At 55.3% G+C, this 25,320-nt stretch carries 13 protein-coding genes; 10 read left to right on the top strand and 3 right to left on the bottom strand.

Annotation, left to right across the window (positions count from 1 at the left end; all coding sequences use genetic code 11):
- Positions 1-205: 205 nt before the first annotated feature.
- The 5 genes from HQN87_RS27390 to HQN87_RS27370 all read left to right on the top strand — a co-directional run bounded on the left by HQN87_RS27390 (position 206) and on the right by HQN87_RS27370 (position 15,062).
- Positions 206-4,282 carry an Ig-like domain-containing protein gene (locus tag HQN87_RS27390; protein ID WP_173139779.1) on the top strand — a complete coding sequence of 1,359 codons (4,077 nt, stop codon included), beginning with the start codon at positions 206-208 and terminating at the stop codon, positions 4,280-4,282.
- A gap of 83 nt (positions 4,283-4,365) precedes the next feature.
- On the top strand, positions 4,366-6,630 hold the full coding sequence (locus tag HQN87_RS27385) for a helix-turn-helix domain-containing protein (RefSeq protein ID WP_173139777.1): 2,265 nt from the start codon (positions 4,366-4,368) through the stop codon (positions 6,628-6,630).
- A 996-nt stretch (positions 6,631-7,626) separates the two neighbouring features.
- Positions 7,627-8,292: a hypothetical protein gene (locus HQN87_RS27380; protein WP_254075694.1), complete on the top strand. Its 666-nt coding sequence runs from the start codon at positions 7,627-7,629 to the stop codon at positions 8,290-8,292.
- 2 nt (positions 8,293-8,294) lie between these two features.
- Positions 8,295-12,551 (top strand): glycoside hydrolase family 2 protein, encoded by a 4,257-nt coding sequence (locus HQN87_RS27375; protein WP_173139775.1) that lies wholly within the window; start codon positions 8,295-8,297, stop codon positions 12,549-12,551.
- A 36-nt stretch (positions 12,552-12,587) separates the two neighbouring features.
- On the top strand, positions 12,588-15,062 hold the full coding sequence (locus tag HQN87_RS27370; RefSeq protein ID WP_173139773.1) for a GH36-type glycosyl hydrolase domain-containing protein: 2,475 nt from the start codon (positions 12,588-12,590) through the stop codon (positions 15,060-15,062).
- A gap of 101 nt (positions 15,063-15,163) precedes the next feature.
- Here HQN87_RS27370 and HQN87_RS27365 read toward each other — a convergent pair whose 3' ends face one another.
- Positions 15,164-15,775, bottom strand: a complete 612-nt coding sequence (locus HQN87_RS27365; protein ID WP_173139771.1) for a methyltransferase — start codon at positions 15,773-15,775, stop codon at positions 15,164-15,166.
- Positions 15,776-16,105: 330 nt separating this feature from the next.
- Here HQN87_RS27365 and HQN87_RS27360 point away from each other — a divergent pair, with 330 nt between their 5' ends.
- The 4 genes from HQN87_RS27360 to HQN87_RS27345 all read left to right on the top strand — a co-directional run bounded on the left by HQN87_RS27360 (position 16,106) and on the right by HQN87_RS27345 (position 21,435).
- Positions 16,106-18,073, top strand: a complete 1,968-nt coding sequence (locus HQN87_RS27360) for a heavy metal translocating P-type ATPase (RefSeq protein ID WP_173139795.1) — start codon at positions 16,106-16,108, stop codon at positions 18,071-18,073.
- Between the two features lie 198 nt (positions 18,074-18,271).
- Positions 18,272-19,213: a thioredoxin-disulfide reductase gene (trxB, locus tag HQN87_RS27355; RefSeq protein WP_173139769.1), complete on the top strand. Its 942-nt coding sequence runs from the start codon at positions 18,272-18,274 to the stop codon at positions 19,211-19,213.
- A gap of 82 nt (positions 19,214-19,295) precedes the next feature.
- Positions 19,296-19,532, top strand: a complete 237-nt coding sequence (locus HQN87_RS27350) for a glutaredoxin family protein (protein WP_173139766.1) — start codon at positions 19,296-19,298, stop codon at positions 19,530-19,532.
- Between the two features lie 343 nt (positions 19,533-19,875).
- Positions 19,876-21,435: an IS1182 family transposase gene (locus HQN87_RS27345; protein ID WP_173139794.1), complete on the top strand. Its 1,560-nt coding sequence runs from the start codon at positions 19,876-19,878 to the stop codon at positions 21,433-21,435.
- Positions 21,436-21,546: 111 nt separating this feature from the next.
- On the opposite strand, the gene HQN87_RS27340 is transcribed toward HQN87_RS27345, so the two are convergent.
- On the bottom strand, positions 21,547-21,741 hold the full coding sequence (locus HQN87_RS27340) for a hypothetical protein (protein WP_173139764.1): 195 nt from the start codon (positions 21,739-21,741) through the stop codon (positions 21,547-21,549).
- A gap of 208 nt (positions 21,742-21,949) precedes the next feature.
- Positions 21,950-23,110, bottom strand: a complete 1,161-nt coding sequence (locus tag HQN87_RS27335) for an ROK family transcriptional regulator (protein ID WP_173139762.1) — start codon at positions 23,108-23,110, stop codon at positions 21,950-21,952.
- Between the two features lie 401 nt (positions 23,111-23,511).
- Here HQN87_RS27335 and xylA point away from each other — a divergent pair, with 401 nt between their 5' ends.
- The gene (gene xylA, locus HQN87_RS27330; protein ID WP_173139760.1) at positions 23,512-24,831 is read left to right on the top strand and encodes a xylose isomerase; all 1,320 of its coding nucleotides are present in this window, start codon (positions 23,512-23,514) and stop codon (positions 24,829-24,831) included.
- Positions 24,832-25,320: the final 489 nt, after the last annotated feature.

Below are 25,320 nucleotides of genomic sequence, written 5' to 3'. Positions count from 1 at the left end.
CGACTAAGGCCAACTGTGAACGATGGGGTGAAGAGCCGTATGCGTAAATTGCGCACGTACGGATCTGTGAGGGGTAGGGGCGCAATCCACGATGGAGAGGCCCCGCCTACTCGACCAGTTAGGAGCGGCAAACCTTCCTGTTCACTGTTTTTAAATGTACATTATACAATTATCATTCTTGCTTCCATACGGAAAGGTGGCTATTATGAGAAAATCAAGTCGGAAACCGTATTTTGTATGCGCTATCATTATGGCTCTGTTAATGGGTCTGCTCCCGGCAGACCTTGGTTCTGTGGCCCGGGCGGATAGTAATTATAAGCTGGAGGAGACCTTTGAATCTTATAGTCCCGGTGCGAAGCCTGCCGGATGGACGATCAAGACGCCGCCGCAGGGGGTGAGCGTGGCTGTGCAGGCCTGGGAAGGTTATGCCGGCAAGCTGCTGGAGCTTCATCAGGCCGCCAAAACAGCAAGCAGCTACAATATAAGCAGATCCGTTACCGATGTTACGTACAGAAGCATGTTAAGTTATTCGTTCCGGGCAGAGCAGACGGGAGCTGTGATCTACCTGCCCACCCCGCAGAGCGGCGCTGTTCCGCTGGTGAAGTTCGCCATTAACAATGGCGCGATCAGCTATATGAAAAAAGGCGCCGGCTCCTGGACCTCCGTGCTGCCGATCTCGGCAGGCGTATGGTACGAGGTACGCCTGGCCCTTGACAGCAGCAGCCATACCTTCGATCTGTCCATTGACGGCAGCCGTCTGCTGACGAAGGAGCCGATGGCAGAAGGAGGCGCGTTAACCTCTTTCTACACAGGGTTTTACAAGGATAGCATAGGCAAGATAGGCTTTGATAATTTTGTTGTAAGCGGATACAAACAAGCGGTAAGTGCAGCCTTCTCCCAGGCGGCTTATGAGCTGCGCAGAGGCGCCAAGCTGCCCTTGCCGCTCCAGTTCACCCCTGCGGATGCTACGGATCAGAGCGCTGTCTGGTCTACAGGCAATGCAGAGGTGGCAACAGTGGATGGCAACGGTCTTGTGACAGGCATCCGTCAGGGAGCTACTACGGTGACAGCACAGCCGAATGAGGGGCTTCCGGCGGTAACAGCTACGGTAGCCGTGTATGAAGATCCGATCACGGCCATTGTGCTGGCTCCGCTGGAGCGGACGGTGCCCGCAGGCTCCCGTGTGCTGTTACAGGCCTCGGTAACGCCACAGGACAATACGGATACTGGTATCCGGTGGGGAACGGAGGATGAGAGCATTGCCGTGATTGACAGCTACGGAGAGCTGACGGGTGTAAGCGCCGGAACAACTACTGTGTTCGTCACGGATGAGACCGGCAGCGTGCGCGCTGAGACTTCCGTTACGGTGACTGGGCGTACAACCGGCCGAGAGCTGTATGTCTCCCCTGGCGGGGACGACAGCAATAACGGCACGGAGGCTGCACCCTTCCGGACGGTTGCCCGGGCACAGGAGGCGGTTCGTCTGCTGAATGAGGATATGGACTCTGATATCATCGTCAATCTGCGGGAAGGGACCTATACTCTGACAGAGCCGCTGGAATTCACACCGGAGGATTCAGGGACGAACGGGTATTTTGTCACTTACCGCAGCTACCCCGGGGAGCAGGCTTCCATCAGCGGCGGACGGCCTGTCACTGGCTGGACGGTGTTTGACAGCACCAAGGGCATCTACCGGGCGAATGCCGGTACCGGCCTTATGACACGCCAGCTGTTCGTGGATGGCATCCGGGCGGTCCGGGCGCGGAGCGCCGCAGGGCTCGTGAATCCGGTGAAGACGGCAACCGGCTATACCTCCGATAATACGGAGCTGGTCGGATGGGGCAATGCTAGCGATATGGAAATGGTATTCAACGAGCTGTGGACGAATTCCCGGATCAAGGTGGAGTCTATAGCTTCATCCGGCGGCAAAGCGCAGATCGGCCTCCAGGAGCCGGGCCGGAGCGCAGTCTTCAACCGGGGATTAACTTCGGCAACGGTACCCGTGTATTACGAGAATGCTTTTGAGCTGCTGGATGAGCCTGGAGAATGGTACTACAACCGGGTAGAAGGTATGTTGTACTACAAACCCCGCGCCTGGGAGGATCTGTCCACGGCTGAAGTTGTAGTTCCGGTGCTGGAGCAGCTTGCTACCGTGTACGGGATATCGGCTGATGAGCCGGTGCGCAATCTGAATTTTGAAGGCCTGAAGTTTATGTATACCACCTGGAACCGCCCGGGTACGGCAGCAGGACATTCCGATTCGCAGAATAACCATCTGCGTTATCCGTCCATCCCTGATGAGCTGACCGATGCTGCAGTGATGCTGGAGCTGGCCAATACCGTGAATTTCCGCAATAATGAATTCACCAAGCTTGGCATTACAGCGGTGCGGATGCAGAACGGCGTTCAGAACAGCTTAATGGAAGGCAACCGCTTCTACGATATCTCAGGCAGTGCGCTGAACGTGGGGCAGCCGAATTCTGCGGACCGGAATATCTACCATCCGGCAGACCACAGGCTGCTGATGAAGAATAATGATGTGCTGAACAATGTGATTCATGATATCGGCATCGACTACAAATCGGCATCCGCCGTATCTGCGGGGTATCCGGTAGATATGGACATCAGCCATAATGAAATGTACAATCTGCCCTACAGCGGAACGCATATCGGCTATGGCTGGGATAAGCTGTTCGATGCCGCTACCCGGAACGTGAAGATTCAGAATAACCTGATCTATGATCTCATGGGAATGGGCTTGCGTGACGGGGGAGCCATCTACAGTCTTGGACCTACCGGAGCCACAGCGGCTGAGAAAAATCTGGTCACCGGCAATTACATCCGCAACCAGATGGACGGGAACTCCGCCTTATATACGGATGAAGGCTCCGCCTACTGGAAATTTGAGCATAATGTGATCGACCTGAAGGATACGCCGCTGTGGCATTCACCGCTCCGCTGGGCGATGGCGTATGTGCCGACGATCCATGATGTGGATTTCGTGAACAACTATACCACCACGGACGGGTATACCAACAACGGGCGCAAGGTCCTGTTCGAGAACAATACGGTCCAGCCGGATGCAGAGTGGCCTCAGGCGGCTATGACGATCATTGACCAGGCCGGGCTCCAGCCGGAATATGCCGGGGCAGCGGAAGGACAGGTCAGCCGCTGGAGACTGGCACCGGTCAAGCTGGCAGCCGGAGGAAGTGAACAGGTGTCCATTCAGGCCATGGACGGCAAAGACAGACCGCTGGGCCAGGCAACCAGCAGCTTCTATTACAGCATTCTTGATCCCTCCGTGGCCTCGGTCAATGCCACCGGCGAGGTGACCGGACTCAGCCAGGGGCGGACGAAGCTTATCGTAAGCATCCTTAACGGCTCCATTCTGCGGACACTCCAAGCGGATGTATTCGTGGGAGACACCTTGGCTGCTGTCCGTCTGGAAGGACATGACGGCAATGTGGCGTATGTCCATGCAGGCACGGATATGCAGCTGGAGCCGTATGGCGAGACGCTGTTCGGCAACCGCGAGGAGCTGGAGGAGGTCACTTATACCAGCAGTGACCCTTCCATTGTCAGTGTCAGCAGTAACGGCCTGTTAACGGCGCATCAGACCGGAACAGCCACGCTGACGCTCTCGGCTGGTTATCTGGGCACGGTGACGCAGGGGCAATATGAGGTTAAGGTATGGAATGAGACCAGCACCTACGATCATACCCTGATGGCGGAATTGCAGGACCCGGACGGCTGGTATGTATCGGCCACCGCCAACGGGCTGAAGGAGACCGGAGCAGACACACTGACCCTGCGCGCTCCCGGAGGCCATATCATTTACCAGAACCGCAAGTATCAGAATGAGCTGCTGGATTTCAATCTGAAGATCAATGACAGCGCGGCCTCGTCCAACTGGTATGCCCTGATGCTTAACAACCAGAGCAAGGAGCTGAGCTATAGTACAGGTAGTATGTACCTGGTCGTTATAGGGACATCGGGTATTGAGCTGCACCGCTTCAACGAAGGGGTGCGGACCGTGATCTATGGCACAATTGACGGCCTGACCAGCCTGGGCGGGCCGGCCATTCCGAATACCGCCATCACCTTCGGGGAGCGGAGCCGCGTTCAGCTTGGCGCTTTTCAAGAATCCGGGGGGGTGCGCCTGATCCTGAAGGTTGACGGGGTGCAGATCTTTAACTATCTGGACACCGCCGCAGGGGCGATTGGAGAAGCGGGGTACTTCGGGCTGATCTCGCGCAACGCAAGCACAGAGCTGGGGTACTGAACAGACTACACTTATGAATCCGGCCCCGTAGTCAATATCACTCAAGCGATAGCCAACATCTGGACTTACAGGGGATGACACCGATGCATAAGAAATGGCTGTACCGACTGATTCTTTCCTATCTGCCCATCCTGTTTGCGGTAGTATTCTGCCTGATTATCCTGTTCTTCCTGACCTTGAATGAAGCGATGGAGAGACAGACGGCCAAGGCAAACGGCGTATACGCAGAGAATGTGCTGCAGATCGTGGATACCACCCTGCGCAATCTGGAGACGACGACGATCAAAAGCCTGCTGCTGGATGATCAGGTGAGCAGTTATTTCGACCGCCCCGGGCAGCTTGACCCCTATCAGGATTACGGGGTGACGGAGGTGCTGCTGGATTTCATGTCCCCGCTGCCGATGATCGACTCGGTGTATTTATACCGTGCGGCTGACGGCAAAGTGCTAATGCAGCATTTCTCCTCCCGTCTGCCGGATTTCGGGGACCGCAGCTTTATTGAGTCTGCCATGAAGAATTCGGGCGGCCCTGTCTGGAGCGGAATCCGTGATTTGCAGCTTTTCTCCGGTGAGGATCAGCCGAAGTCGGTCATTTCACTGGTGGAGCAGGTCCCTTATTTCTCAGGTGAGCAGGGACTGATTGTCATTAACGTACGGAAGCAGTCCCTGCAGGCGCTGATTCAGGATATGAACATGGCCAATACGGAGATCTGCCTGAAGGATGCCGGGGGGCGGGCTTTTGCAGGGGCGGCAAGCTGCTCTGATCCGCAGACAACTGAGAACCAAGCGGTGAGCCGCGTGTCCGCTTATACCGGCTGGACGATCAAGGTGGGGATGGCTCGCGCTGAAGCCTTCTCGCTGCTGTCGGCCTTCTCCAATGTCTGGGCGATTCTGGGCTTTGCGGCTATCGTTGGCGGCATTGCGGCCATGACGTACATCAGCCACCGGAATTATCGGCCGATTGAGCAGGTCATGAGCCGGATTTACAGGTTCGGAGAGGACCGTTCGCTCGGCTGGAAGCCGCAGAGCAAGGAGGATGAATTCTCTTTCATCGGCCATGCGCTGGAGAGTCTGATTGAGCAGACCAACAGCTATGAGAAGCAGCAGGCTGAAGGCATCCTGCACAGGCGGAATCAGCTATTCAAGGAGCTGCTGGAGAACAGCGGGCAGGTGTCTGCGGAAATATGGAACCGGGAGTCGGAGCGGATTGGTATGGCCGGTGAATTTGCGGGCGCGGTTGTGGGCATTGCCGAGATTGATTTCTATGAGGCTTTTGCTGCAGAGTACTCTGCCCGTGATCAGGCCTTATTCAAATTCACGCTCCGCAGTGTGATTCAGGAGATCGCTGACAAGGAGGGGGAAGCCCTCTGGACGGAGTGGATTGGACCGGGCCGTCTTGGGCTGCTCTTCCGCCGTTCTGCCGCCGGAGCAACGGCTGAAGATGCGGAGAAGCCGCAGCTCATCGCCGAAAGTGCCCGCTCCTGGGTGAAGCAGCATCTCAAATTCACGGCAACGTTCGGCCTCAGCGGACCAGTGCCGGGTCTCGGCGGCTTATCGGATGCGTACCGCAAGGCTGCGGCCGCACTGGAGCGCAAAATCACCGGCGGTCCCGACCGCGTCTACGCTGCAACGGCGGAAGGCAGACCGCAGCCTCCAGCGGAGGGAATGGATGTGCTGGTGCAGGCTATCGGTGCCGTTCCCCAGCTGTACCGGCTCGGGAACGCCGAGTGGCGGCCGCTGATGGAGCGGATCTTCGGGCTGCTGGCCGGCGGCAATTACTCCAAGGAGGATATCGTCCGCCTGCTGCAGCTGCTGGAGACGGGCATCTCCCGGGAGATGCAGGAGCTGCCGCCGGAGATGCAGGCAATCTGGAACAGCGGGCGGCTGCGCGGCATTCCGCAGTCCCCGGAATCCTTTGAATGGATCGAGGAGCTGCACGGGGAGCTGCTGGCTTCCTTGGGTGAGATGGAGGAGGCCCTGCATGGCCTGCGGATGAACCGGGAGCAGTATACGCTGGCCAACAAAGTGCGTGAATATATCGCCCGGCATTACGCCGATCCCGATTTCTCCCTGACCCATGCCGCCGACAGCTTCGCGATGAATACCAAATCACTCAGCCGGATCTTCAAGGAAGAAATCGGCGAGAACTTCGTCGATTATCTGGCCCGGCTGCGGATGGACGAAGCCAAACGCCTGCTGACCGAAACCTCTGAGCCCGTACAGAATATCGCCGAACGGGTGGGCTATCTGTACCCTATGTCCTTCATCCGCGTCTTCAAGAAGCTCGAAGGCATGACGCCCGGGGAATACCGCAAAGCGCGGAGCAGCCCTCCGCCCGGGGGCAATTGAGTAAATGAGTGTGTGAGTGAGTGAGTAAATAAGTAAATAAGGGTGTGGGGAAGGGAGGAAGGTAGGGGAATTAGGAAGGGAAAAATAGGTAGGATTATGGTGGTAAGGATGTATGAGAGGTAATTAGGTAACTTAGGTAATAGGTACTCGAGGTAAGAGGTATTTGAGAGGTAGAAGAAACAGAGGTAACATTCGGAGGAAAGAGATACAGTAGCCACCTAGACAAGACGGCCGGGATTCCCTGGCTGTCTTGTTCTTTTTTCCCTCAGAAGCGTCGTCGTCCTTATTCAAGATTCAAGGAGGCACAATCCCTCACATTTCTAGAATATTCACACTAACGAGTGAATGAGGTGTACTTATCCCCTTCATTCCCGGGAAATCCTCGCCAGGGAGCGAATGAGGTGTATTTATACCCTTCAATTCCGGAAAATCCCTGCCAGGGAGCGAATGAGGTGTACTTATACCCTTCATTCCAGGAAAATCCTCGCCAGCGCCCGAATGAAGTGTATTTATACCTCTCATTCCCTAAGAATCCCCGTCAGCGCTCGAATGAAGTGTACTTATACCCTTCAATTCCCGAGAATCCCCGTCAGCGTCCGAATGAGGTGTATTTATACCTTTCATTCCGGGAGAATCCCCGCCAGGGAGCGAATGAGGTGTACTTATCCCCTTCAATTCCGGAGGATCCCCGCCAGCGCCCGAATGAAGTGCATTTATACTCTTCATTTTCCTAATCCGTGAGCTTAAATCTCTTCCTGGAGTATCGGCGGGCTTGCTTCGTTGCAGTAACTGTAAGGTCGATTACCGCCCCAACTCCCATCCCAGTGCCCGCCCCCGATTCCCGTCCCCCGTCCCAACTCCCGTCCCATTTCCCCCACATAAATAGGCAGCTTTCGTCATGTCGCTATTATGCTAAAGAAGGGCATGATCGTCAAGGAACCGGCCGGCCGGATGCGTTAATCTAAAGAGGTAGATGACATAGGTTGGAGGGGAATTATGCAGCGCTGTTTATATCGGGCCGAGTGCAGGGAGGGCGTTGATCCGTCAGCTTTTTGGAGCGCACAGGACGGGTTGCTGAATGGACGGATGGACGGGCTGGGCGTTTCCGGGCTCAGTGTTTTTCAGGGCGGCAGGCAGTCGTTTCTGTATTATGAATGCAGCGGTCAGCGGATGGAGCCGGAGCAGTTGTTCCCCGAGGCAGGGGAGATTCTCAAGAGCTGGCCGGGAGGAGAACATCCCAGGTTGTGGGTGCCAATGATGGATATTTTTCATTATCAGCAGCCGGTCTCCGCGCAGCATTGGAAGCGCAACCAGGGGGCGGGGATTCCCTATGGGAGGTTGGCGGCGCTGAAGCCGGAGCAGGTCTCAAGCTATATCTATTACCATTATCAATATCAGGAGGAGCGCCCGGGAGACGGTGACAAATACGGAATCATCGGCCTTCACGAGAACCTGCTGTTCTTTTATTCCGAGCTGCCCGCGACTGTTGAAGCTGCACCCTATGCCGGCAAGCTCACCACGAATCTACGGCCGGAGCATTGGGGCGAGGTGATGGAACCGCATTTCAATAAGTGGGGGGATATGCCGCGAGACCAAGCCATTTGGAAAAAACTTACGCTTGTCCTAAGCATCCCGCTTCCCCACAGAGGAAAAGGAGAATGAACATGTTACGTACATCCATATGCCTGAACGGTGAGTGGGATTTCATGCCGCTCTATGACCAGCCGCGCAGCCGCGCTCTCCCGGAGAGACTTCAGTACGAGGCCCGCAAAATACAGGTTCCATCGAGCTGGCGGTACAGCTATCCCACACCATCCGGGAGCAAGTTCGGGGAAGTCGCTGACTATGATTACACGCCGTTTGCTGTATACGGGTACCCGGAGGAATGGAACGCGGCGGAGGCCGGTGTGCTTCACCGCATGTTTCAGGTGCCGGAGGCGATGCTGGAACAGCGGGTTGTGCTGCGGTTGGACGGAATTATGCAAAAAGCGGCGGTGTACCTGGACCGCGAGCGGATTGCCGTCTGGGAGGACGGGTATCTGCCGCTGCGGCTGGATATCACCCCGCTGATCAAACCCGGCCGGGAGCAGCACCTGCATGTGGTCTGCGGGAGCTTCGACCAGACGGTGCTTCCCTCCGGCGAGGAGAAAATCACCGGACTGGCCGGCTCCTGGTTCGGCAGAATCGCCAGAGGAATCTGGCAGGATGTCTTCCTCGAAGGCTACCCGCAGGTGTCTCTGGAGGATCTTACGATCCGTACCTCTGTCCGGCAAGGCATGCTGGAAGTGGATGCCCTTATAGGCAGTGCAGAAGGCGGTCCCCCAGCCGAATCGCTGCAGGTGTTCCTGAGAGTCAGGGAGCGGAACTCCGGGTTCCCGCCTGCGCCGGGGACTCAGCCGCTGCCGGTACTTGAGGCGGAGGCCGAAGCGGAAGCCTTGCCTGCGCAGGCAGGAGAAGGACGGCAATTATGCCTGAACACCAGCAGCCGGGAATGGAAGGGAGCCAGGTTTACCCTGCCGTGGCAGAATGCCCGGCTGTGGAGCCCCGATACCCCCTTCCTATATGAGCTGGAGCTTACGCTACAGTCAGCGGGGGAGGTTCTCGACCGCCGGACCGATATCTTCGGCTTCCGGGAGTTCTGGTGCGAAGGCCCGAAGTTCATGCTGAACGGAATTCCCGTTAATCTGCGGGGGGATTCCTGGCATTTTCAGGGGGCGATGCAGCAGACGGAGGATTACATCCGCAATTGGTACCGCCTGTGCAGACAGGCGGGTATTAACAGCATCCGGCTGCACGCTGAGCCGTACCCGTCCGATTATCTGCGGATTGCCGATGAGGAAGGAATGCTGATTGTCGATGAGACGGCTATCTACGGGTCCGGCAAAACTATGGATGCGGCACATCCCGATTTCATCGGCAATTGCCGGGCGCATGTGCAGCGGCTGGTTCAGCGGGACAAAAACCATCCATCCGTCATACTGTGGAGCGTGCAGAACGAGATGCGCTGGGTGGACGGCCGGGATACCTACAAACAGCATATCCCGGGTCTGATGGAGCTGATGAGGGCTCTTGATTCCACCCGCCCGATTATGGTGGAAGGGGATAACCGGCTGGTCACCAAGCAAGAGACAGAGGTGGAGAGCCGCCATTACAACATTGACGGCACGATTGCGCAGTGGGACCGGGAGGTTCCGCTGACCTTTGGCGAGCATGGCGGCTGGTGGTATATCTGTCCGCAGAACAGCAGCATGTATATCGGACTGGACGCATACCGCGACTCAGATGCCAGTGCTGTCGGCTTGGCTGAAAAAGAGCGGCTGTTCGTAGAATATGCGCGGCGGCAGGGTGTCTCCGGGATCTCTACCTTTAACTTTGCCCATTATTTCATGCGGGCGATGCCGGAGCAGGAGATCAAGCTGCCGCCTGCCGACCTGACTACGCCAGGCCCTAAGCCCACCGTGATTCCGGCTTATTCGCTCTCGCTGAACAACGGGCTGCTGCCGGAGGAATATCCGGCCTTCAGGCCTAATCCTTCTTGGGCCATTATGGCCGCAGCCTTCAAGCCGGTAACGCTGATAGCCGCCGAATATAACCGCTGCTTCTTCGATGACTCCCTGATCCGGCGCAGCTTCGATGTCTATAACGACACGCTGGCGGAACAGGAAGTAACGATCGAATGCACAGTCCGGCAAGCCGGGCGTATGGTTCATAGCCAGACCTTCCGTTTCCTCCACGAGCCTGCTGCCCACCGGACGATCCGGCTGGAATGGATGCCGGACCCGGTTAATGGCGAAAGAATAGGAGTAGGTGTAGGTGTAGGGGAGGAGGCAGGGGCTGGAGTAGGAGAAGGGACGGAAGTAGAAGTAGGAGCTGGAGTAAAAGCACCAGCAGTAGTAAAAGCACTGGCAGGTGAAGGAGAAGCCGTGCTGTCTGCCCGGTTGTTCCATGGCGGCGAGCTGATGCATGAGCTTAATCTAAGCTACCGTCTGCTGTCCGGTAGTTATAAGACCAAGCCGGTAGAGGTAGCACTTCCCGCTGCTTATATAGGCTCTGACCGGGATTACCAGGCGATTCACGCGCTGGTGCCTGAGCTGGTCCGGGCTGAACCGGAAGCGGTAGAACGGCTTGCGGGCGGGACCTTGCTGATTGTCGGCAGCCGCATGGAGGATAAGGACGGGGCGCTGGACCGGAAGCTGAGAGGATTTGTGCAGCGGGGAGGCAGATTGCTGCTGCTGGAACAGCTTCACCTCTCCCCCGGCAGGCTCCCGCTGGTACGCAGGGAATTCATCCGTGCCCATGCAGGCGACTATGGGCATCCGGTGCTTCAAGGTCTGGAAGCGGAGGACCTGATGTATTGGCATGAGGAGCTGCGCGAGGAAGGACCGCTGCCGATCATCCGGGCAGCATTCGAGAAGCCGGTAACCGGCGATTTCACCCTGCTGCTGGAATGCAGCGCGGGTGATTTCGGAGACGGCGGCGATCTGTGGTCGCCGCTGCTGGAGTACCGCAGCTGCGGTACGGGCATGTTCCTGGCGAATCAGCTGGAGATTATGGACCCTCTCCACCGGATTCCCCAGGCCTGCCTGCTGCTGCGCAGCCTGCTGCAGTATGCAGGCCGCGCGGTCCACGCGGCCCCTCTCCCGGCTGCGCCGCGGTCCGCAGGACCCGCCACCGCAGCCACGCCCGCCGCCGCGCTGACGCCCGCTGCGGCAAGGTCCGCTGCGGTATGGGTCCGCAGCGGCAGTGCGGCGGAAGCCTTGCTCGGCAAGCTCCGCCTGAAGGGCCAGAGGCTGGACAGCGCCGCAGGCTTGTCCAGCCTGAACCCCGGCCTCCTCGTCGTGGAGGCCGGACTGCTGCACGGGCCGGGCGCGGCGGAAGCCGTGCGCCAGGCAGCCCTGGCCGGCAGCACAGTGCTGGTGCTGCCTGCTGTGCCCGGCGGGCAGGAGGCACTGGCCCGGCTGCTGGACCGTCCCGTGCATATTGCGCCGCACGGGACCTATCATCTGGCGGCGGACTATACGCACGCCGCCGTCTGCGGGATCAGCCCTGTCGACCTGTTCGGCTTCGACAAGGTGCATCTCTCGCCCCGGGATGTGGTCAACCGGGAGCTGGCCAGCCACAGGCTGGAGGTGCAAGGCGCTGAGGTGCTGTGCACCAGCGTCGAGGGCACAGCCTGGAAGGATTACTTCGCCGGGCAGCATACGGCGGAATACAGCAGGCTGGCGCTGGTTGAGTTGAACCGCCGCAAGGCCACCGCCCCCGGAGCCTTTGTGATCCGGCAGGCGGCTGGAGAGGGAGCCATTATCTGCTCGCAGCTGTTGGCAGACCCGGGCAGCGACAAAAGCCTGCGGCTCTACACCCGCCTCCTCGGCAACCTCGGAGCCGTCTTCACAGATGAGCTGCTCCTCCAGGACAAAGGAGATGCACAATGGGCGGTGGAAGCCGCGATGACGCTGTTCTGTCCGCCGTATACCGACTATCAGGCGATGAAGGACTACTATACCGATCCGGCGTTCTCTCTGAACAATCTGGGCGAAGGCCTGTACGGCTGGATGAAGAAAAAAGAACGGCGCGAAGACGGAACCCTGCTGATCCCTGCGCCGGAAGGCCGCCCCCTGTTCCTGAGCTGCTTCGTGCACTTGCCGGAGACGGCGGAGGCAGACAACGTGAATCCGGGTGGGGGAAGGACCGGTCGGCTGCGGGTGAACTCAGCCTGTGATTATGAGATTTACATGAACGGCCGGTTCGTGGCCGAACCGGAACAGGAGATTACGCTGACAAGCGGGATCAACCGCCTGATTGCCATCGTCCGGGGAGGCCGGGAGGATATCGCTTTTGGCATGGTTTTCCTGAACAAGGACGGTACGTATATGAATGATCTGGAGTTCCGCCTGACGATGGATGAGGTTGAGCCCAAGTGAGCAATGAGCAAGGCTAAATAGAGAGGAGCCAGACCAATGACAGAGCAACCGGGAACCATGAATCCGGCAGGCCATTCCGGCCGCGCACAGAGTAACCAGGCTGCCGGGTTAGCGCCAGTGGGGAGTCCGCTTGCCCGCGCTGCAGAGCTGGACCAGTATTTCACCTTCCGCGACGACGCGAAGGAAGTGGAATTCAAGCGCCATGATATGCCTACCCCGTGGCTGAACTATTTATCCAACGGCACCTTCCATACCATGCTGTCCCATGCGGGCGGAGGGTTGGCTTTTTATAAGTCCCCGCAGATCTGGAGGATTACACGCTACCGGTTCTTCCACCTGCCGACTGACCGCTCAGGCCCTTATATTTACCTCCAGGATGCCGGAACAGGCAGCTACTGGTGTCCGACTTATGAGCCGGCCTTCCAGAAGCCGCAGGAATGGCGGAGCAGCCACGGTATGGGCTATACCCGCTTTGAAGCGGCACAGGATGAAGTATCGGCGAAGACCGTCTATTTTGTCGGACCTTACGAGAACTCGCTGATCTGGAATCTGACACTGACCAACCATAGTACAGAGGCCAAAGAGCTGAACGTGTATGCCTATGCCGAGTTTGGCATGATGGAATTCATGCGCGAGCTGCAATGGCAATGCTACAACAAACATCAGGTGTCCGTGCAGTATCATGACAAAGAAGCCCTTATCTATAAATATGGAGTAGAAAATCAGCCCAAGCCGGATGAGACACCGCTCGTCTACATGATGTCGGATGCGCCGCTGGCCGGCTATGACGGGGACCGTGAAGAGTTCATCGGCAGCTACCGCAGTGAATCCAATCCGGCAGCTATAGAGAAGGGAGGCTGTACTGGCTCAAGTATTCTGGGGGGAGACCCCTGCGGAGCCTTGCAGGTTCAGGTAAGGCTTGCGCCTGGCGAGACCCGTACCGTGAACTTTTTCCTCGGAACGGCAATGACAGAGGCTGAGATTGAGCAGGCCATCGACCATTCGCGGGAGGCGGACTTCGTTACCCGTTCCTTCGCGGCGCTTAAGGAGAACTGGGACAGCTATCTGGGCGCATGGAACTGTGAGCTTCCGGACCGGGATGCGCAGCGGATGCTTAATACCTGGAATCCGTACCAGTCGCAGCGGAACTTTCTTTTCTCGCGCAATATTTCGTTCTATGCCACCGGCACCTTCCGGGGCGTAGGCTACCGGGATACCGCCCAGGATATCCTGGCTGTTGTTCCGTATGATCCGGAAGCGGCCAAGGATAAAGTCCGGCTGCTCCTGGGACAGCAATATCAGGACGGGCATGTGAATCATTACTTTTTCCCGAATGAAGGGTGGGACCCGGTCACCAGTATCCATTCGGATGATCACCTGTGGACGGCGCTGGCTGTATGGGACATTCTCGCAGAGACCGGGGACGCCGGATTTCTGCAGGAGAGCCTACCCTTCTATGACGGGGGTGAAGCCCCGCTGTATGATCATTTGAAGCGGGCTATCGACTTCACCGTCTCCAGGCTGGGGCCGAACGGCTTCCCGCTGATGCTGCGCTCGGACTGGAATGACCAGCTCTTCCGGGTATGCCGGGAAGGCAGAGGAGAGAGCATCTGGACAGCGATGCAGTTCGGAACGGTGCTCCTGCGGATGAAGGATCTGGCCGCGGCAGCCGGGCATCCTGAGCATACAGCAGACTACGCAAGGCTGTATGAGGAACAGAAGCGGCTCGTGAACACGCTGGGCTGGGACGGGCAATGGTTCCGGCGGGCGGTCATGGATGACGGGCGTTATCTGGGCACCGCTGAGCATGATGAAGCCCAGATTTGGCTCAATGCCCAGACCTGGGCGACCCTGTCGGGGATGGCCGAGTCTGACAAAGGGCTGCAGGCCATGGATAGTGTGCGCGATATTCTGGATACGGAGCTGGGCATTAAGAAGCTGCATCCGTCCATTACGAACTTCCCTGATCCCGCAGACCCCCTGACGAACTACAATAAGGGAACCGGAGAGAACGGTGCTGTGTTCTGCCATGCCAATACCTGGGCGATCATTGCTGAATGTATGCTGGGAAGAGGGGACCAGGCCTACAAATATTACCGTCAGCTGATTCCGAACATAGCGATGGAGCAAGCGGGGATAGAGCGCTACAAAGCGGAGCCTTATGTCTATGCCTCGAACCTGTTCGGGCCGGAGTCCGACAGATTTGGCCTGGCGAATGTATCCTGGCTGACCGGGACTGCGGCATGGATGTATGTAGCTGCTACACAGTATATTATGGGCATTAAGCCTGTGCTGGCCGGATTGTCGGTTAACCCGTGCATTCCGTCCTCGTGGGAAGGCTTCTCGGTTGCCCGGAGATTCCGCGGCTGCCTGTATGAGATTACCGTGAAGAACGACAGCCGTGTCTGCTCAGGCGTCAAGGAAATCCGTGTGGATGGTGAGCTGCTGGAAGGAACAGTCATCCCCACTTATCCGGACAGAAGTTCGGTGAAGGTGGAGGTCATACTTTAGTGCCGCGCAATAGATAAGAGCAAGCTTAGACAAATATCCCGCCAGCCGTCTGCATGGAGCAGAACTGTGGCGGGATATTTGTTGTATACTCATGTCCTGTATCAGGTTCGGAGAGAAGGCGTGCGCCTCAGGATAACAAAGTCCGCCGAGGATTGATCAGGATACCGCTGCGGAATGATCTCTTGCACCTTGAACTGGGGATAACCGGACAAATAATGAAACAGATTACGGTCCTGGATCGTACTCAGCAGGGGATTCGCGTCTTCTTTCAACCGGGTATACAGAATCACCCACTCTTTTGAAGAGTGCAGGATGTCGTAGAGTGTTGAGCGAAAATCAGTTTCATCCGTAATATGGTACAGCACATCAAGGCATACGGTGAGATCGGCTTGCAGGAAGCCACGGTTAATCCACAGGCCCGGCGTATACTGCATGAAGCTTTTGGAAGAATCCTCTGCATACTTGGAGGCACAGAGCCGCACCGCGGTCGCTGCCACATCTACTCCCAGATACTTGCTGTAGTTCATATACTGCAACTGATTGCCGTCCCCGCAGCCAAACTCAATGATGCTGGCAATATTCTCGCGTTGAATCAGGCCGTTGACCACCTCGGCTTTGAATTCAGCCAGTACGCCATACGAGCCCCTACCCGATGTCTCGCCTGATTGATACGTTTGCTCCCAATATTCCTTATAGTCAAAAGGCCGCTGCATAGGTTTCCCCCGTTTCTGTGAGATGCAATTTGGAATGATAGCTATACATAGATTATGCGGAGGATCTGGAGGTATGAGTTTTAACAAGCTTTTCACCTCCGCAAAAATCAGGCTTGTTCCCGGGTTTACTTTTGCGCCGGTCGTGGTATAGTATAGCTATAAGTTGCATTGAGGAAATATAGTTGCGCTATTGCAACAATGATTATCATTCTCAGTTAACATGCTGTCCCGGCGGAGCCGGGGCAGCATGTGTCATTTTAGGGGCACTAATAATGGCTCTCATTCTCAAGTGTGACGCTTAACCCAAACCAATCAGGAAGGTGATTTATGATGCAAGCAACCTCGAAACGAATACCCAAATCCATCGCGCGCCAAGGAGGTGCGCAGCAGCCCCGGACGCCGGAGCCGCGCCGCTTCGATCCGCTGGCCATGATTAGCAACTCCGAGATGCAGGCCGCACTCGGAAGCGGGCTGATCATGCTGGCAGCCTGGGCTGCCAGCGGCTGGTCGGAGGTCTTGTCCGTCATTCTCTACGTGATCTCTTATACCCTGGGCGGCTGGATGAAGGCAAAGGAAGGCGTAGAGACCCTGGTCAAGGAGCGTGACCTGGATGTCAATCTGCTGATGATTGCCGCTGCGCTCGGTGCCGCCTCGATCGGGTACTGGAATGAAGGCGCGATGCTGATCTTCATCTTTGCCCTGAGCGGAGCGCTGGAGAGCTACACCATGGAGCGCAGCAAGAAGGATATCTCCGCTCTGCTGGCACTCAAGCCTGCTACTGCCGTGCGCATTGAGCAGGGAGCCATGAGTGAGGTAACCATTGATCAGCTCGCCATCGGAGATCTGCTGCTGGTCCGCCCCGGTGAGCTGGTTCCCGCAGACGGCAAGGTATGCCGCGGGGAATCCTCCGTCAATCAGGCATCCATCACGGGGGAATCGCTGCCCGTAGACAAGACTGCCGGGAGTGAAGTGTTCGCTGGCACCGTCAACGGGGAAGGCCCCCTCTATATAGAAGTGACGAAGACTGCAGAGAATACGCTGTTCGCCAAGATTATCCGCATGGTTGAGGAAGCCGGGAATGAAGTGCCGGATTCACAGCGTTTCATCAAACGGCTCGAATCTGTATATGCCCGCGTTGTGGTGGCTGCAACCGTCCTGCTGATCGCTTTGCCGCCGTTTCTGCTGGACTGGAGCTGGAGTAATACGTTCTACAAAGCAATGGTTTTCCTGGTCGTGGCTTCTCCGTGTGCGCTTGTATCCTCAATTATGCCCGCCATGCTGTCGGCCATCTCCAAGAGTGCCCGCAAAGGTATCCTCTTCAAGGGCGGGGTTCATCTGGAGAATATGGCACGGACTTCTGTAGTCGCTTTTGACAAAACCGGTACCCTGACTGAAGGCGTCCCGCAGGTTACGGATTTCATTGCCGGAGAAGGTTATGTGCGGGAAGAGCTGCTGTCAGTCAGCGCCTCTATCGAGAAGCTGTCGGGGCATCCGCTGGCAGAGGCCATTGTCGCGCTGGCTGAAGCGGAACGGATAGAGCTGCGGGATATTGCAGAGAGCAAGTCGGTCACCGGCTGGGGAATTGAGGGTGTCATAGACGGCCGGCTCTGGCGGATTGGCAAGTCGAATCTGCTGGATCAGGCGGAGGGCACGGCTGCTGTGGCAGGCCCGGACGATTGGAGCACCCTGCGCAGCAGGCTGGAGCAGGAAGGCAAGACCGTATCGCTCATTCTTGATGGTGACACCATCGCCGGAATGATTGCGCTGCAGGACACCGTGCGCCCCCAGGCGGAGAATGCCGTGCGTAAACTGCAGGAGCTTGGGATCAAGGTAGCGATGCTTACCGGTGACCGCGAGGCCACAGCACAGGTGATTGCCGGAAAAAGCGGCGTTGATCTCGTATTCGCCGGACTTTTACCTGAAGATAAGGTGTCGCATATCAAGGCGCTTCGTGAACAATACGGCCATGTCATTATGGTAGGCGACGGGGTGAATGATGCACCTGCGCTGGCTACAGCAACCGTTGGGATGGGCATGGGGATGAAGGGCAGCGGAGCCGCACTGGAGATTGCCGATGTGGTGCTGATGAATGACAATATTGAAGAGATTGCCGGAACCATAGCTTTGGCGCGCCGGACGCAGCGGATTGTGAAGCAGAATATGATTTTTGCCGTGACGGTGATTGCAGCGTTGATGATTGGCAACTTTGTTCAGGGGATTGCATTGCCGTTCGGGGTCGTGGGGCATGAGGGAAGTACGATTCTTGTCATCCTGAACGGCCTGCGTCTTTTGCGCTGAATCCGGTTGAAGCAGCAGATGATCTATCCAAGCCTATATTTAATTGCTTAAAATTGAATTGTTCACAAAATAGGAACGTTTACAGCGTGTCTGGCATATTGACAATTACCCTTGAGGTGATCATAATAAATACTACATTATAATAATTTTAAATAAGGAATGGCCGACTTTGCCGTCCATCTCAAGGGGGATATCATCATGTACAAATCAATTATTGTCGGTACTGGACCGGCCGGATTGACAGCTGCTATATATTTGGCCCGGGCGAACCTGAACCCGCTCGTTATCGAAGGTCCGCAGCCAGGCGGACAGCTTACGACTACAACAGAGATCGAGAACTTCCCGGGATTCCCGGAGGGCATTCTGGGCCCGGATCTCATGGACAATATGCGCAAGCAGGCTGAACGCTTCGGCGCACAGTTCGTTACCGGCTGGGTGAACAGCGTGGAGCTGGGCGATCGTCCGTTCAAGCTGAACGTGGAAGGCATGGGGACGCTGGTTACAGATACACTGATTATTTCCACAGGTGCTACAGCCAAGTATCTCGGGATTCCCGGGGAGCAGGATAATATCGGACGCGGGGTCAGCACTTGTGCTACCTGTGACGGATTTTTCTTCCGCGGCAAAGAGATCGTGGTGGTCGGCGGCGGCGATTCCGCGCTTGAAGAAGCGGGCTTCCTGACACGTTTTGCCTCCAAGGTAACCCTGGTGCACCGCCGTGAAGAGCTGCGGGCCTCCAAGATTATGCAGGACCGTGTCCGCGATAATGCCAAAGTGACCTGGGGACTGAACCGTACCCCTGTGGAAGTGATTGCCGGTGACAAAGGTGTAACAGGCCTGAAGGTGATCAACAATGAGACCGGCGAAGAAGAGTTCATTGAAGCCAGCGGGGTATTCGTGGCTGTCGGCCATCATCCCAATACGGCCTTCCTTGGCGGACAGATTACTACGGATGCGAACGGCTACATCGTATCGAATCCCGGCACCTCGGAGACGAACATTCCCGGCGTATTTGCTTGCGGAGATGTGCAGGATACCCGTTACAGACAAGCAATTACGGCTGCGGGCAGCGGCTGTATGGCGGCTATGGATGCGGAGAAATATATTGAGAGTCTGGAGCACAGCGCGGTTATTATGTAAGCAGGCATTTGGAAAAGCAAGTCTTCCGGTGCTACAATAGTTCTCAGAGTCTAATACTTATATACGAGGAGGAAATCATACTATGGAGAATGTAATTGTGTATACATCGACGAATTGCCCGCATTGCCGTCAGGTGAAGAGCTTCCTGAGCGATAAAGGGGTAGCCTACGAAGAACGCAATATCGAGCAGAATGAGGATTATGCCCAGCAGGTATGGGATATGGGCATGAGAGCCGTTCCTATTACGGTAATCGGCGACGTTAAGATCGTTGGCATGAACAAAACCAAGTTCGACAAGGCTTTGGCTGCTGCTGAATAAATAGCCGGGAATAATATTATAAATGAGGGGCTGTCCCAAAAGCCATGAAATGGCTGCCTGGGACAGCCCTTTGTTTTGAAGTAAGATCAACGTGGGCACTTGGGTGGACGCTACGCGAACGGACCGTTATTCCAATCGCTGTGCTCTCCAGATTTTTTTTCATTCCCCTTAGCGGTGAAAATCCGGAGACCAAGGCGACCGCTGCCGCTTTTCCACAATCGTTCCGTTCTCTCCGCTGTTTAAGTGGAAAATGGACGACAATATTTATAAAAACGCAAAAAAAAGAAACCTCTCTTTTGTTAAAATGGAGTTACCACACAACCATTTCAAAGGAGGGGTTTCTTTGTACATTCAATATACCATGGACCAACTTTGCTTGCCAATGGATCTGGAAGAAGATATTCCTTTGAATCACCTCGCTCGTGTCGTTAACACAGCAGTGAATCGGCTGGACGACTCCATCTTTGACGCTGCTTATCCCGGCGGCGGCCGCGACAGCTACCATCCCAAAATGCTTACTAAAGTCATGATCTACGCCTACACCCAACGCATCTATTCCTCCCGTCAAATCGCCAAAGCGGTGCGTGAGAGCATCCCCTTCATGTGGCTAGCCGGACGGCAGCGACCTGACTTTCGTACGCTGAATCGCTTCCGTTCCCAGCGGATGAAGAATGTCCTTGAAACGGTATTTACCGCCGTGCTTCAGTTTTTGGCTGACGAAAAATACGTGTCTCTGGAGCATTACTTTATGGACGGAACCAAGATTGAGGCCAACGCCAATCGCTATACCTTCGTATGGGGCAAAGCCGTTAGTAAACATAAGTCCAAGCTGCAAGAAAAGGTACAGGCTTTGTTTGAGGGCATTGAGGCTGCAGAGAAACAAGAAGAACAGGAACACCGCGGCCAGGACCTGAGCGAACTTGGCGAGTCCGCTGAGATCAGCAGTGAGAAACTCGAACAAATGACTCAGGCGCTGGAGTCACAACTGCTTGAGAAACCCAAAGACAAGCCCCTGAAAAAAGCCGTTCGGAAGTTGCGTAAGGATTTGCTCCCTCGACTGCAGAAGTACGAACAATATCAAAAGCTGCTTGGGGACCGGAACAGTTTCAGCAAGACCGATCCAGAGGCAACGTTTATGCGGATGAAAGAAGATCACATGCGAAATGGCCAACTCAAACCGGCATACAATGTGCAAATCGGGACCGAAAACCAATTTATTTTAACCTACAGTATACATCAAAGACCGACCGACACCCGCTGTTTAGAGCCTCATCTGGAAAAAGCCCAACAAATCCTCGGGAAATGGCCAAAGACAGTCATTGCAGACGCAGGTTATGGCAGTGAAGAAAACTACGCCTATCTGGAAAAGAAAGAGATACAGGCGGTGGTGAAGTACAGCAGCTACCACAAGGAAAAGACTAAAGCCTGGAAAGCGAATGTTGGTAAAATCGAAAACTGGACATACGATACAGCCGAGGATCACTGGACGTGCCCAGCTGGGAACAGGCTGCATTTCCATAGGGAAAGCAAGGAGACCCTAGAGAGTGGCTATGACATTCGCAGACGGCATTACCGAAGCAGCTCCTGTGAAGGCTGCCCCCTAAAGGAGCGTTGCACGAAAGCGGCAGGAAATCGGGAAATGGTCGTCAGCCTGGAACGGCTGCGATACCAGAAACAGGCGCGTGAAATTCTACGGAGTGAAGAAGGTTACACCTTGGCCGTACGCCGAATGACGGAACCGGAAAGTGTATTTGGACAACTGAAGAATAACCGGGGCTTCCGGCGATTTCTGCTTCGCGGCATGGAGAAAGTGACGCTTGAGGTCGGATGGCTTTCCCTTGCTCATAATCTGCTGAAGCAAGCCGCCAATGACCAAAAACGCAGAGCAGCGATCCTCCAATAACGGGAGAATCGCTGCTCTGCTCACTTTTTGTAGCATTAAGAATATGAAGAGAACGGTCTTCCGCCGTAGAAAATCTACTTTTGGGACAGCCCCTTTTCAATGATGCTGGCGCTAAGACAAGGACATGATAATCTGAAATACAGCATACACGGCAATGCCGCTGGCAATAAGGAGAAGTCCCGATTTCTTCCGCGACTGGAACAGGCGCAGGACACCGAGGCTGATGAGCGGAGCAATGATGAGCAGCAGCAGCAGTACACCGATGAACATCTTTGCCGAAATATCGGACGTATCAACATAGGTCATGGATTCTCTCTCCATTTCAGAAAAAAGGGGATGGTGATAAATGTCACACAAGTATCCTTATTATATAGGAAAGCTATCCCTTTTAGAGCAGAAAATATTGCTGAAAATGCGGCGATTTTACGAAATATAAGAGCTTATTCGAAAGGTAAGAGCTTAGCAGAAAACGGGTGCCATCCTAAAAAAGGACGGCACCCGTTTGCGAATGAGTCTAGAGGGTTACCCGGATATTGCCCAGAAAGTGCATGACGGCAGCAAAGCCTGCTCCAATCATAGTTCCCCGGCTCCCGAGCTTGGAGAAGGTGATCTCAAGCTGCTGCTTGTGATAGGGCAGTGTACGCTCAGCGACTACCCGGCGCAGCGGTTCGCCAAGCCACGGCTCCGCTTCGGACAGGGCGCCCCCGATGACGATCAGCTCCGGGTTGAAGCTGTTAATCAGATTGGTAACTCCGATCCCCAGATACTCGCCGATGGAGTCGAAGTGGCGCAGGGTATCCGGCTGTCCCTCCAGCGCATACCGGACGAGTCCGGTCGTCGTGCGGGCGGGCAGGGAGAGTCCGGGGTTATCATAGGTTTTCTCGGAGGCGTATAGCTCCCAGCAGCCCCGGCTGCCGCAGCTGCAGGGCTTGCCTTCCGCCTCGATCGTCATATGTCCGGTCTCCCCTGCGTATCCCCGAGCCCCCTTATACAGTTCTCCTCCAATAATGATACCGGACCCGATCCCCGAGCCCGCACTGATATACAGCAGATGGCGCACATCGCGCGCCGCGCCGAAGTTCAGCTCTCCCTGGGCCCCGGCGTTGGCTTCATTATCAATGGTGACGGGCACGGAGAAGGCGCTTTCCAAGATCGAACGCAGGTCCACCATTTCCCAGCCCAGGTTGGGTGCGAACAGGACGACGCCCTGCTCATCGACCATTCCCGGTACGCCTACGCCAATGCCGACAAGTCCGTAAGCAGAAGAGGGGGCAATGGCGATCAGCTCCGAGATCATCTGTTGCATCTGCCCCAGTACATAAGGAAAGTCGTGGGTTTCCAGTACACAATCCCGTTCATGAAGAATGCCGCCTCCAAGGTTACAGAGTACAGCCTTCAGCTGCTTCACGCGCAGCTCGATTCCGATGACACTGCCGGCCATCTCGTTGAAATGCAGCATCAGCGGCTTACGTCCGCCGCTGGATTCCCCGGGGCCGGCTTCGGTCACCAGCTCCTGTCCGCATAGCTCGGCCACCAGATTGGAGACGGTAGCTTTATTAAGGCCTGTAATCTCGGACACCTTGGCCCGGGAGAGAGGGGATTGCATACGGATGGTATGTAGAATAATCGACTTGTTTATTTTTTTGACCAGCGCCTGATCACCGGTAACTTTCAAGAAGCACACTTCCTTTTTTGAAATATAAGATTATCCGGTCTGCTGAGCGGCGGCGTATAACAAGGGGAAAGCCGTTGTTTCAGAATAGAACCGAGAGGTTTCGGGGTTACGCGCATACGGGTATCCAAGCAGTCTTGCAGCCGTAATCCGCAGCGCAGGTATGCCACTTAGTCTAGAATGAAGAGCGCAAAAATGCAACTAGATTAACCTGCGGACGGTGTAAGGAAATTACAGTTTTCTGTATAGACGGAACTGTCCGGGGGCATTTTACGCTCAGCGGTACAGGTCAAAATAAAAGTTTAAAAAACTTTGTTTAACCAATATACAAAGTCAAAAAGATGTGTTAAGATGTTGCTGTAAACGCTTGCGGGCGAAGCATAATATCGAGGAGGATTTTACAAATGGCTTATTTTGAAACAGTGAGCAAGATCTCTTACGAGGGAAGCCGTTCCACTAACCCTTACGCATTCAAATTCTACAATCCCAAAGAAATCGTAGCCGGCAAAACTATGGAAGAACACCTGAAATTTGCAATGGCATACTGGCATACATTAACCGCTGGCGGTTCCGATCCGTTCGGCGCTGAGACAGCAGTCCGCGCTTGGGACAGACTGAGCACACTTGACAAAGCCAAGGCCCGTGCAGAAGCAGCATTCGAGTTCATGGAGAAGATGGATCTGCAGTACTACTGCTTCCACGATGTGGACATCGCTCCAGAAGGCGCGTCCCTGCGTGAATTCTACAGCAACATCGACACCATCGTAGATATCCTTGAACAAGGCATGAAGGCTTCCGGCAAAAAACTGCTGTGGAACACAGCCAATATGTTCACCAACCCGCGCTACATGCACGGTGCAGGCTCCACTTGCAACGCTGACGTATACGCACATGCTGCTGCACAGGTGAAGAAGGGTCTGGAAGTGGGTAAACGTCTGGGCGCTGACAACTATGTATTCTGGGGCGGCCGTGAAGGCTACGAAACCCTGCTCAATACTAATATGAGCCTTGAGCAAGACAACATTGCCCGTCTGTTCAGCATGGCTGTTGATTATGCTAAGGAAATCGGCTTCGAAGGCCAGTTCCTGATCGAGCCTAAGCCGAAGGAGCCTACCAAACACCAATATGACTTCGATGCAGCAACCTGTATCGCATTCCTGCAGAAGTACAACCTGGATAAGCACTTCAAGCTGAACCTTGAAGCTAACCATGCTACACTGGCCGGCCATACTTTCGAGCATGAGCTGCATGTAGCCCGTATCAACGGCATGCTGGGATCGCTTGATGCGAACCAGGGCGATCCATTGCTCGGCTGGGATACCGATGAATTCCCTGCAAGCATCTACGATTCTACCCTTACTCTGTATGAAGTACTGAAGAACGATGGTCTGGGCAAAGGCGGAATCAACTTCGACTCCAAAGTACGCCGTCCTTCCTTCGAGCCTGAGGATCTGTTCCTGGCACATATCTCCGGTATGGACATCTACGCTAAGGGCCTGAAGGTAGCTGCGAAGCTGCTGGAAGACGGCGTATTCGAGAACTTCATTGCTGAGCGTTACAGCAGCTTCAATGAAGGCATTGGCGCTGACATCGTATCCGGCAAAGCGACACTTGCTTCGCTTGCTGATTATGCGCTGAACAATGAGAGCCCGCGTCCGAACAAGTCCGGACGCCAGGAATTGCTGAGAGCAACACTTAACCAGTACATCCTGACTGTAGAGTAAGACTGCACCGGATTTGCGGCAGCTGCCGCAGATTCATCACAGGATAAACGCAACGGGGGTTGCTGAAGAGAGCATTCTTCGGCAGCCCCCTTTTATTGCTGGAGAATAGATGTGGATGGCAGAGAATGACGGAGAATGGCTGTGCGAATGTATTTTGTGCAATAGAATGCTCTGCTCTCGCTGGGAAATGCCATTCTGCTGCATTTGGTACAACAGATTCTTGAGGATAACCTTCAATGGAGCCTTTTCAAGGAATTCTAATGTACGAAGTGCAACAGCTCGCGATTTTCGGCCGATTTAGGTGAAATCTATTGCAGGAAATACAATAGCAGCCGCTGCACCTCCGGTGGATGGTACTTCTTTCAGACGGCTTACGTACCAGCTATGCACAGGCTTCGGTAATAGGGTTAATGCTTCATATAATTAATTAGATGCTTACGAAGCGAGTTTTGCTCGAAGTGAATACAGGAAGCAGAAGCTCGCAAAACT

Origin of the sequence: Paenibacillus tritici, from assembly GCF_013204885.1 — a bacterium.
In the GTDB taxonomy this organism is placed as follows: domain Bacteria; phylum Bacillota; class Bacilli; order Paenibacillales; family Paenibacillaceae; genus Paenibacillus_AQ; species Paenibacillus_AQ tritici.
This window is presented reverse-complemented; position numbering and strand designations above follow the sequence as displayed.

What these genes read in the sequence shown, in the direction of transcription:
- HQN87_RS27390 (WP_173139779.1), top strand. Translation starts at nt 206, where the DNA reads ATGAGAAAATCAAGTCGGAAACCGTATTTTGTATGCGCTATCATTATG.
- HQN87_RS27385 (WP_173139777.1), top strand. Translation starts at nt 4,366, where the DNA reads ATGCATAAGAAATGGCTGTACCGACTGATTCTTTCCTATCTGCCCATC.
- HQN87_RS27380 (WP_254075694.1), top strand. Translation starts at nt 7,627, where the DNA reads ATGCAGCGCTGTTTATATCGGGCCGAGTGCAGGGAGGGCGTTGATCCG.
- HQN87_RS27375 (WP_173139775.1), top strand. Translation starts at nt 8,295, where the DNA reads ATGTTACGTACATCCATATGCCTGAACGGTGAGTGGGATTTCATGCCG.
- HQN87_RS27370 (WP_173139773.1), top strand. Translation starts at nt 12,588, where the DNA reads ATGACAGAGCAACCGGGAACCATGAATCCGGCAGGCCATTCCGGCCGC.
- HQN87_RS27365 (WP_173139771.1), bottom strand. Translation starts at nt 15,775, where the DNA reads ATGCAGCGGCCTTTTGACTATAAGGAATATTGGGAGCAAACGTATCAA.
- HQN87_RS27360 (WP_173139795.1), top strand. Translation starts at nt 16,106, where the DNA reads ATGCAAGCAACCTCGAAACGAATACCCAAATCCATCGCGCGCCAAGGA.
- trxB (WP_173139769.1), top strand. Translation starts at nt 18,272, where the DNA reads ATGTACAAATCAATTATTGTCGGTACTGGACCGGCCGGATTGACAGCT.
- HQN87_RS27350 (WP_173139766.1), top strand. Translation starts at nt 19,296, where the DNA reads ATGGAGAATGTAATTGTGTATACATCGACGAATTGCCCGCATTGCCGT.
- HQN87_RS27340 (WP_173139764.1), bottom strand. Translation starts at nt 21,741, where the DNA reads ATGACCTATGTTGATACGTCCGATATTTCGGCAAAGATGTTCATCGGT.
- xylA (WP_173139760.1), top strand. Translation starts at nt 23,512, where the DNA reads ATGGCTTATTTTGAAACAGTGAGCAAGATCTCTTACGAGGGAAGCCGT.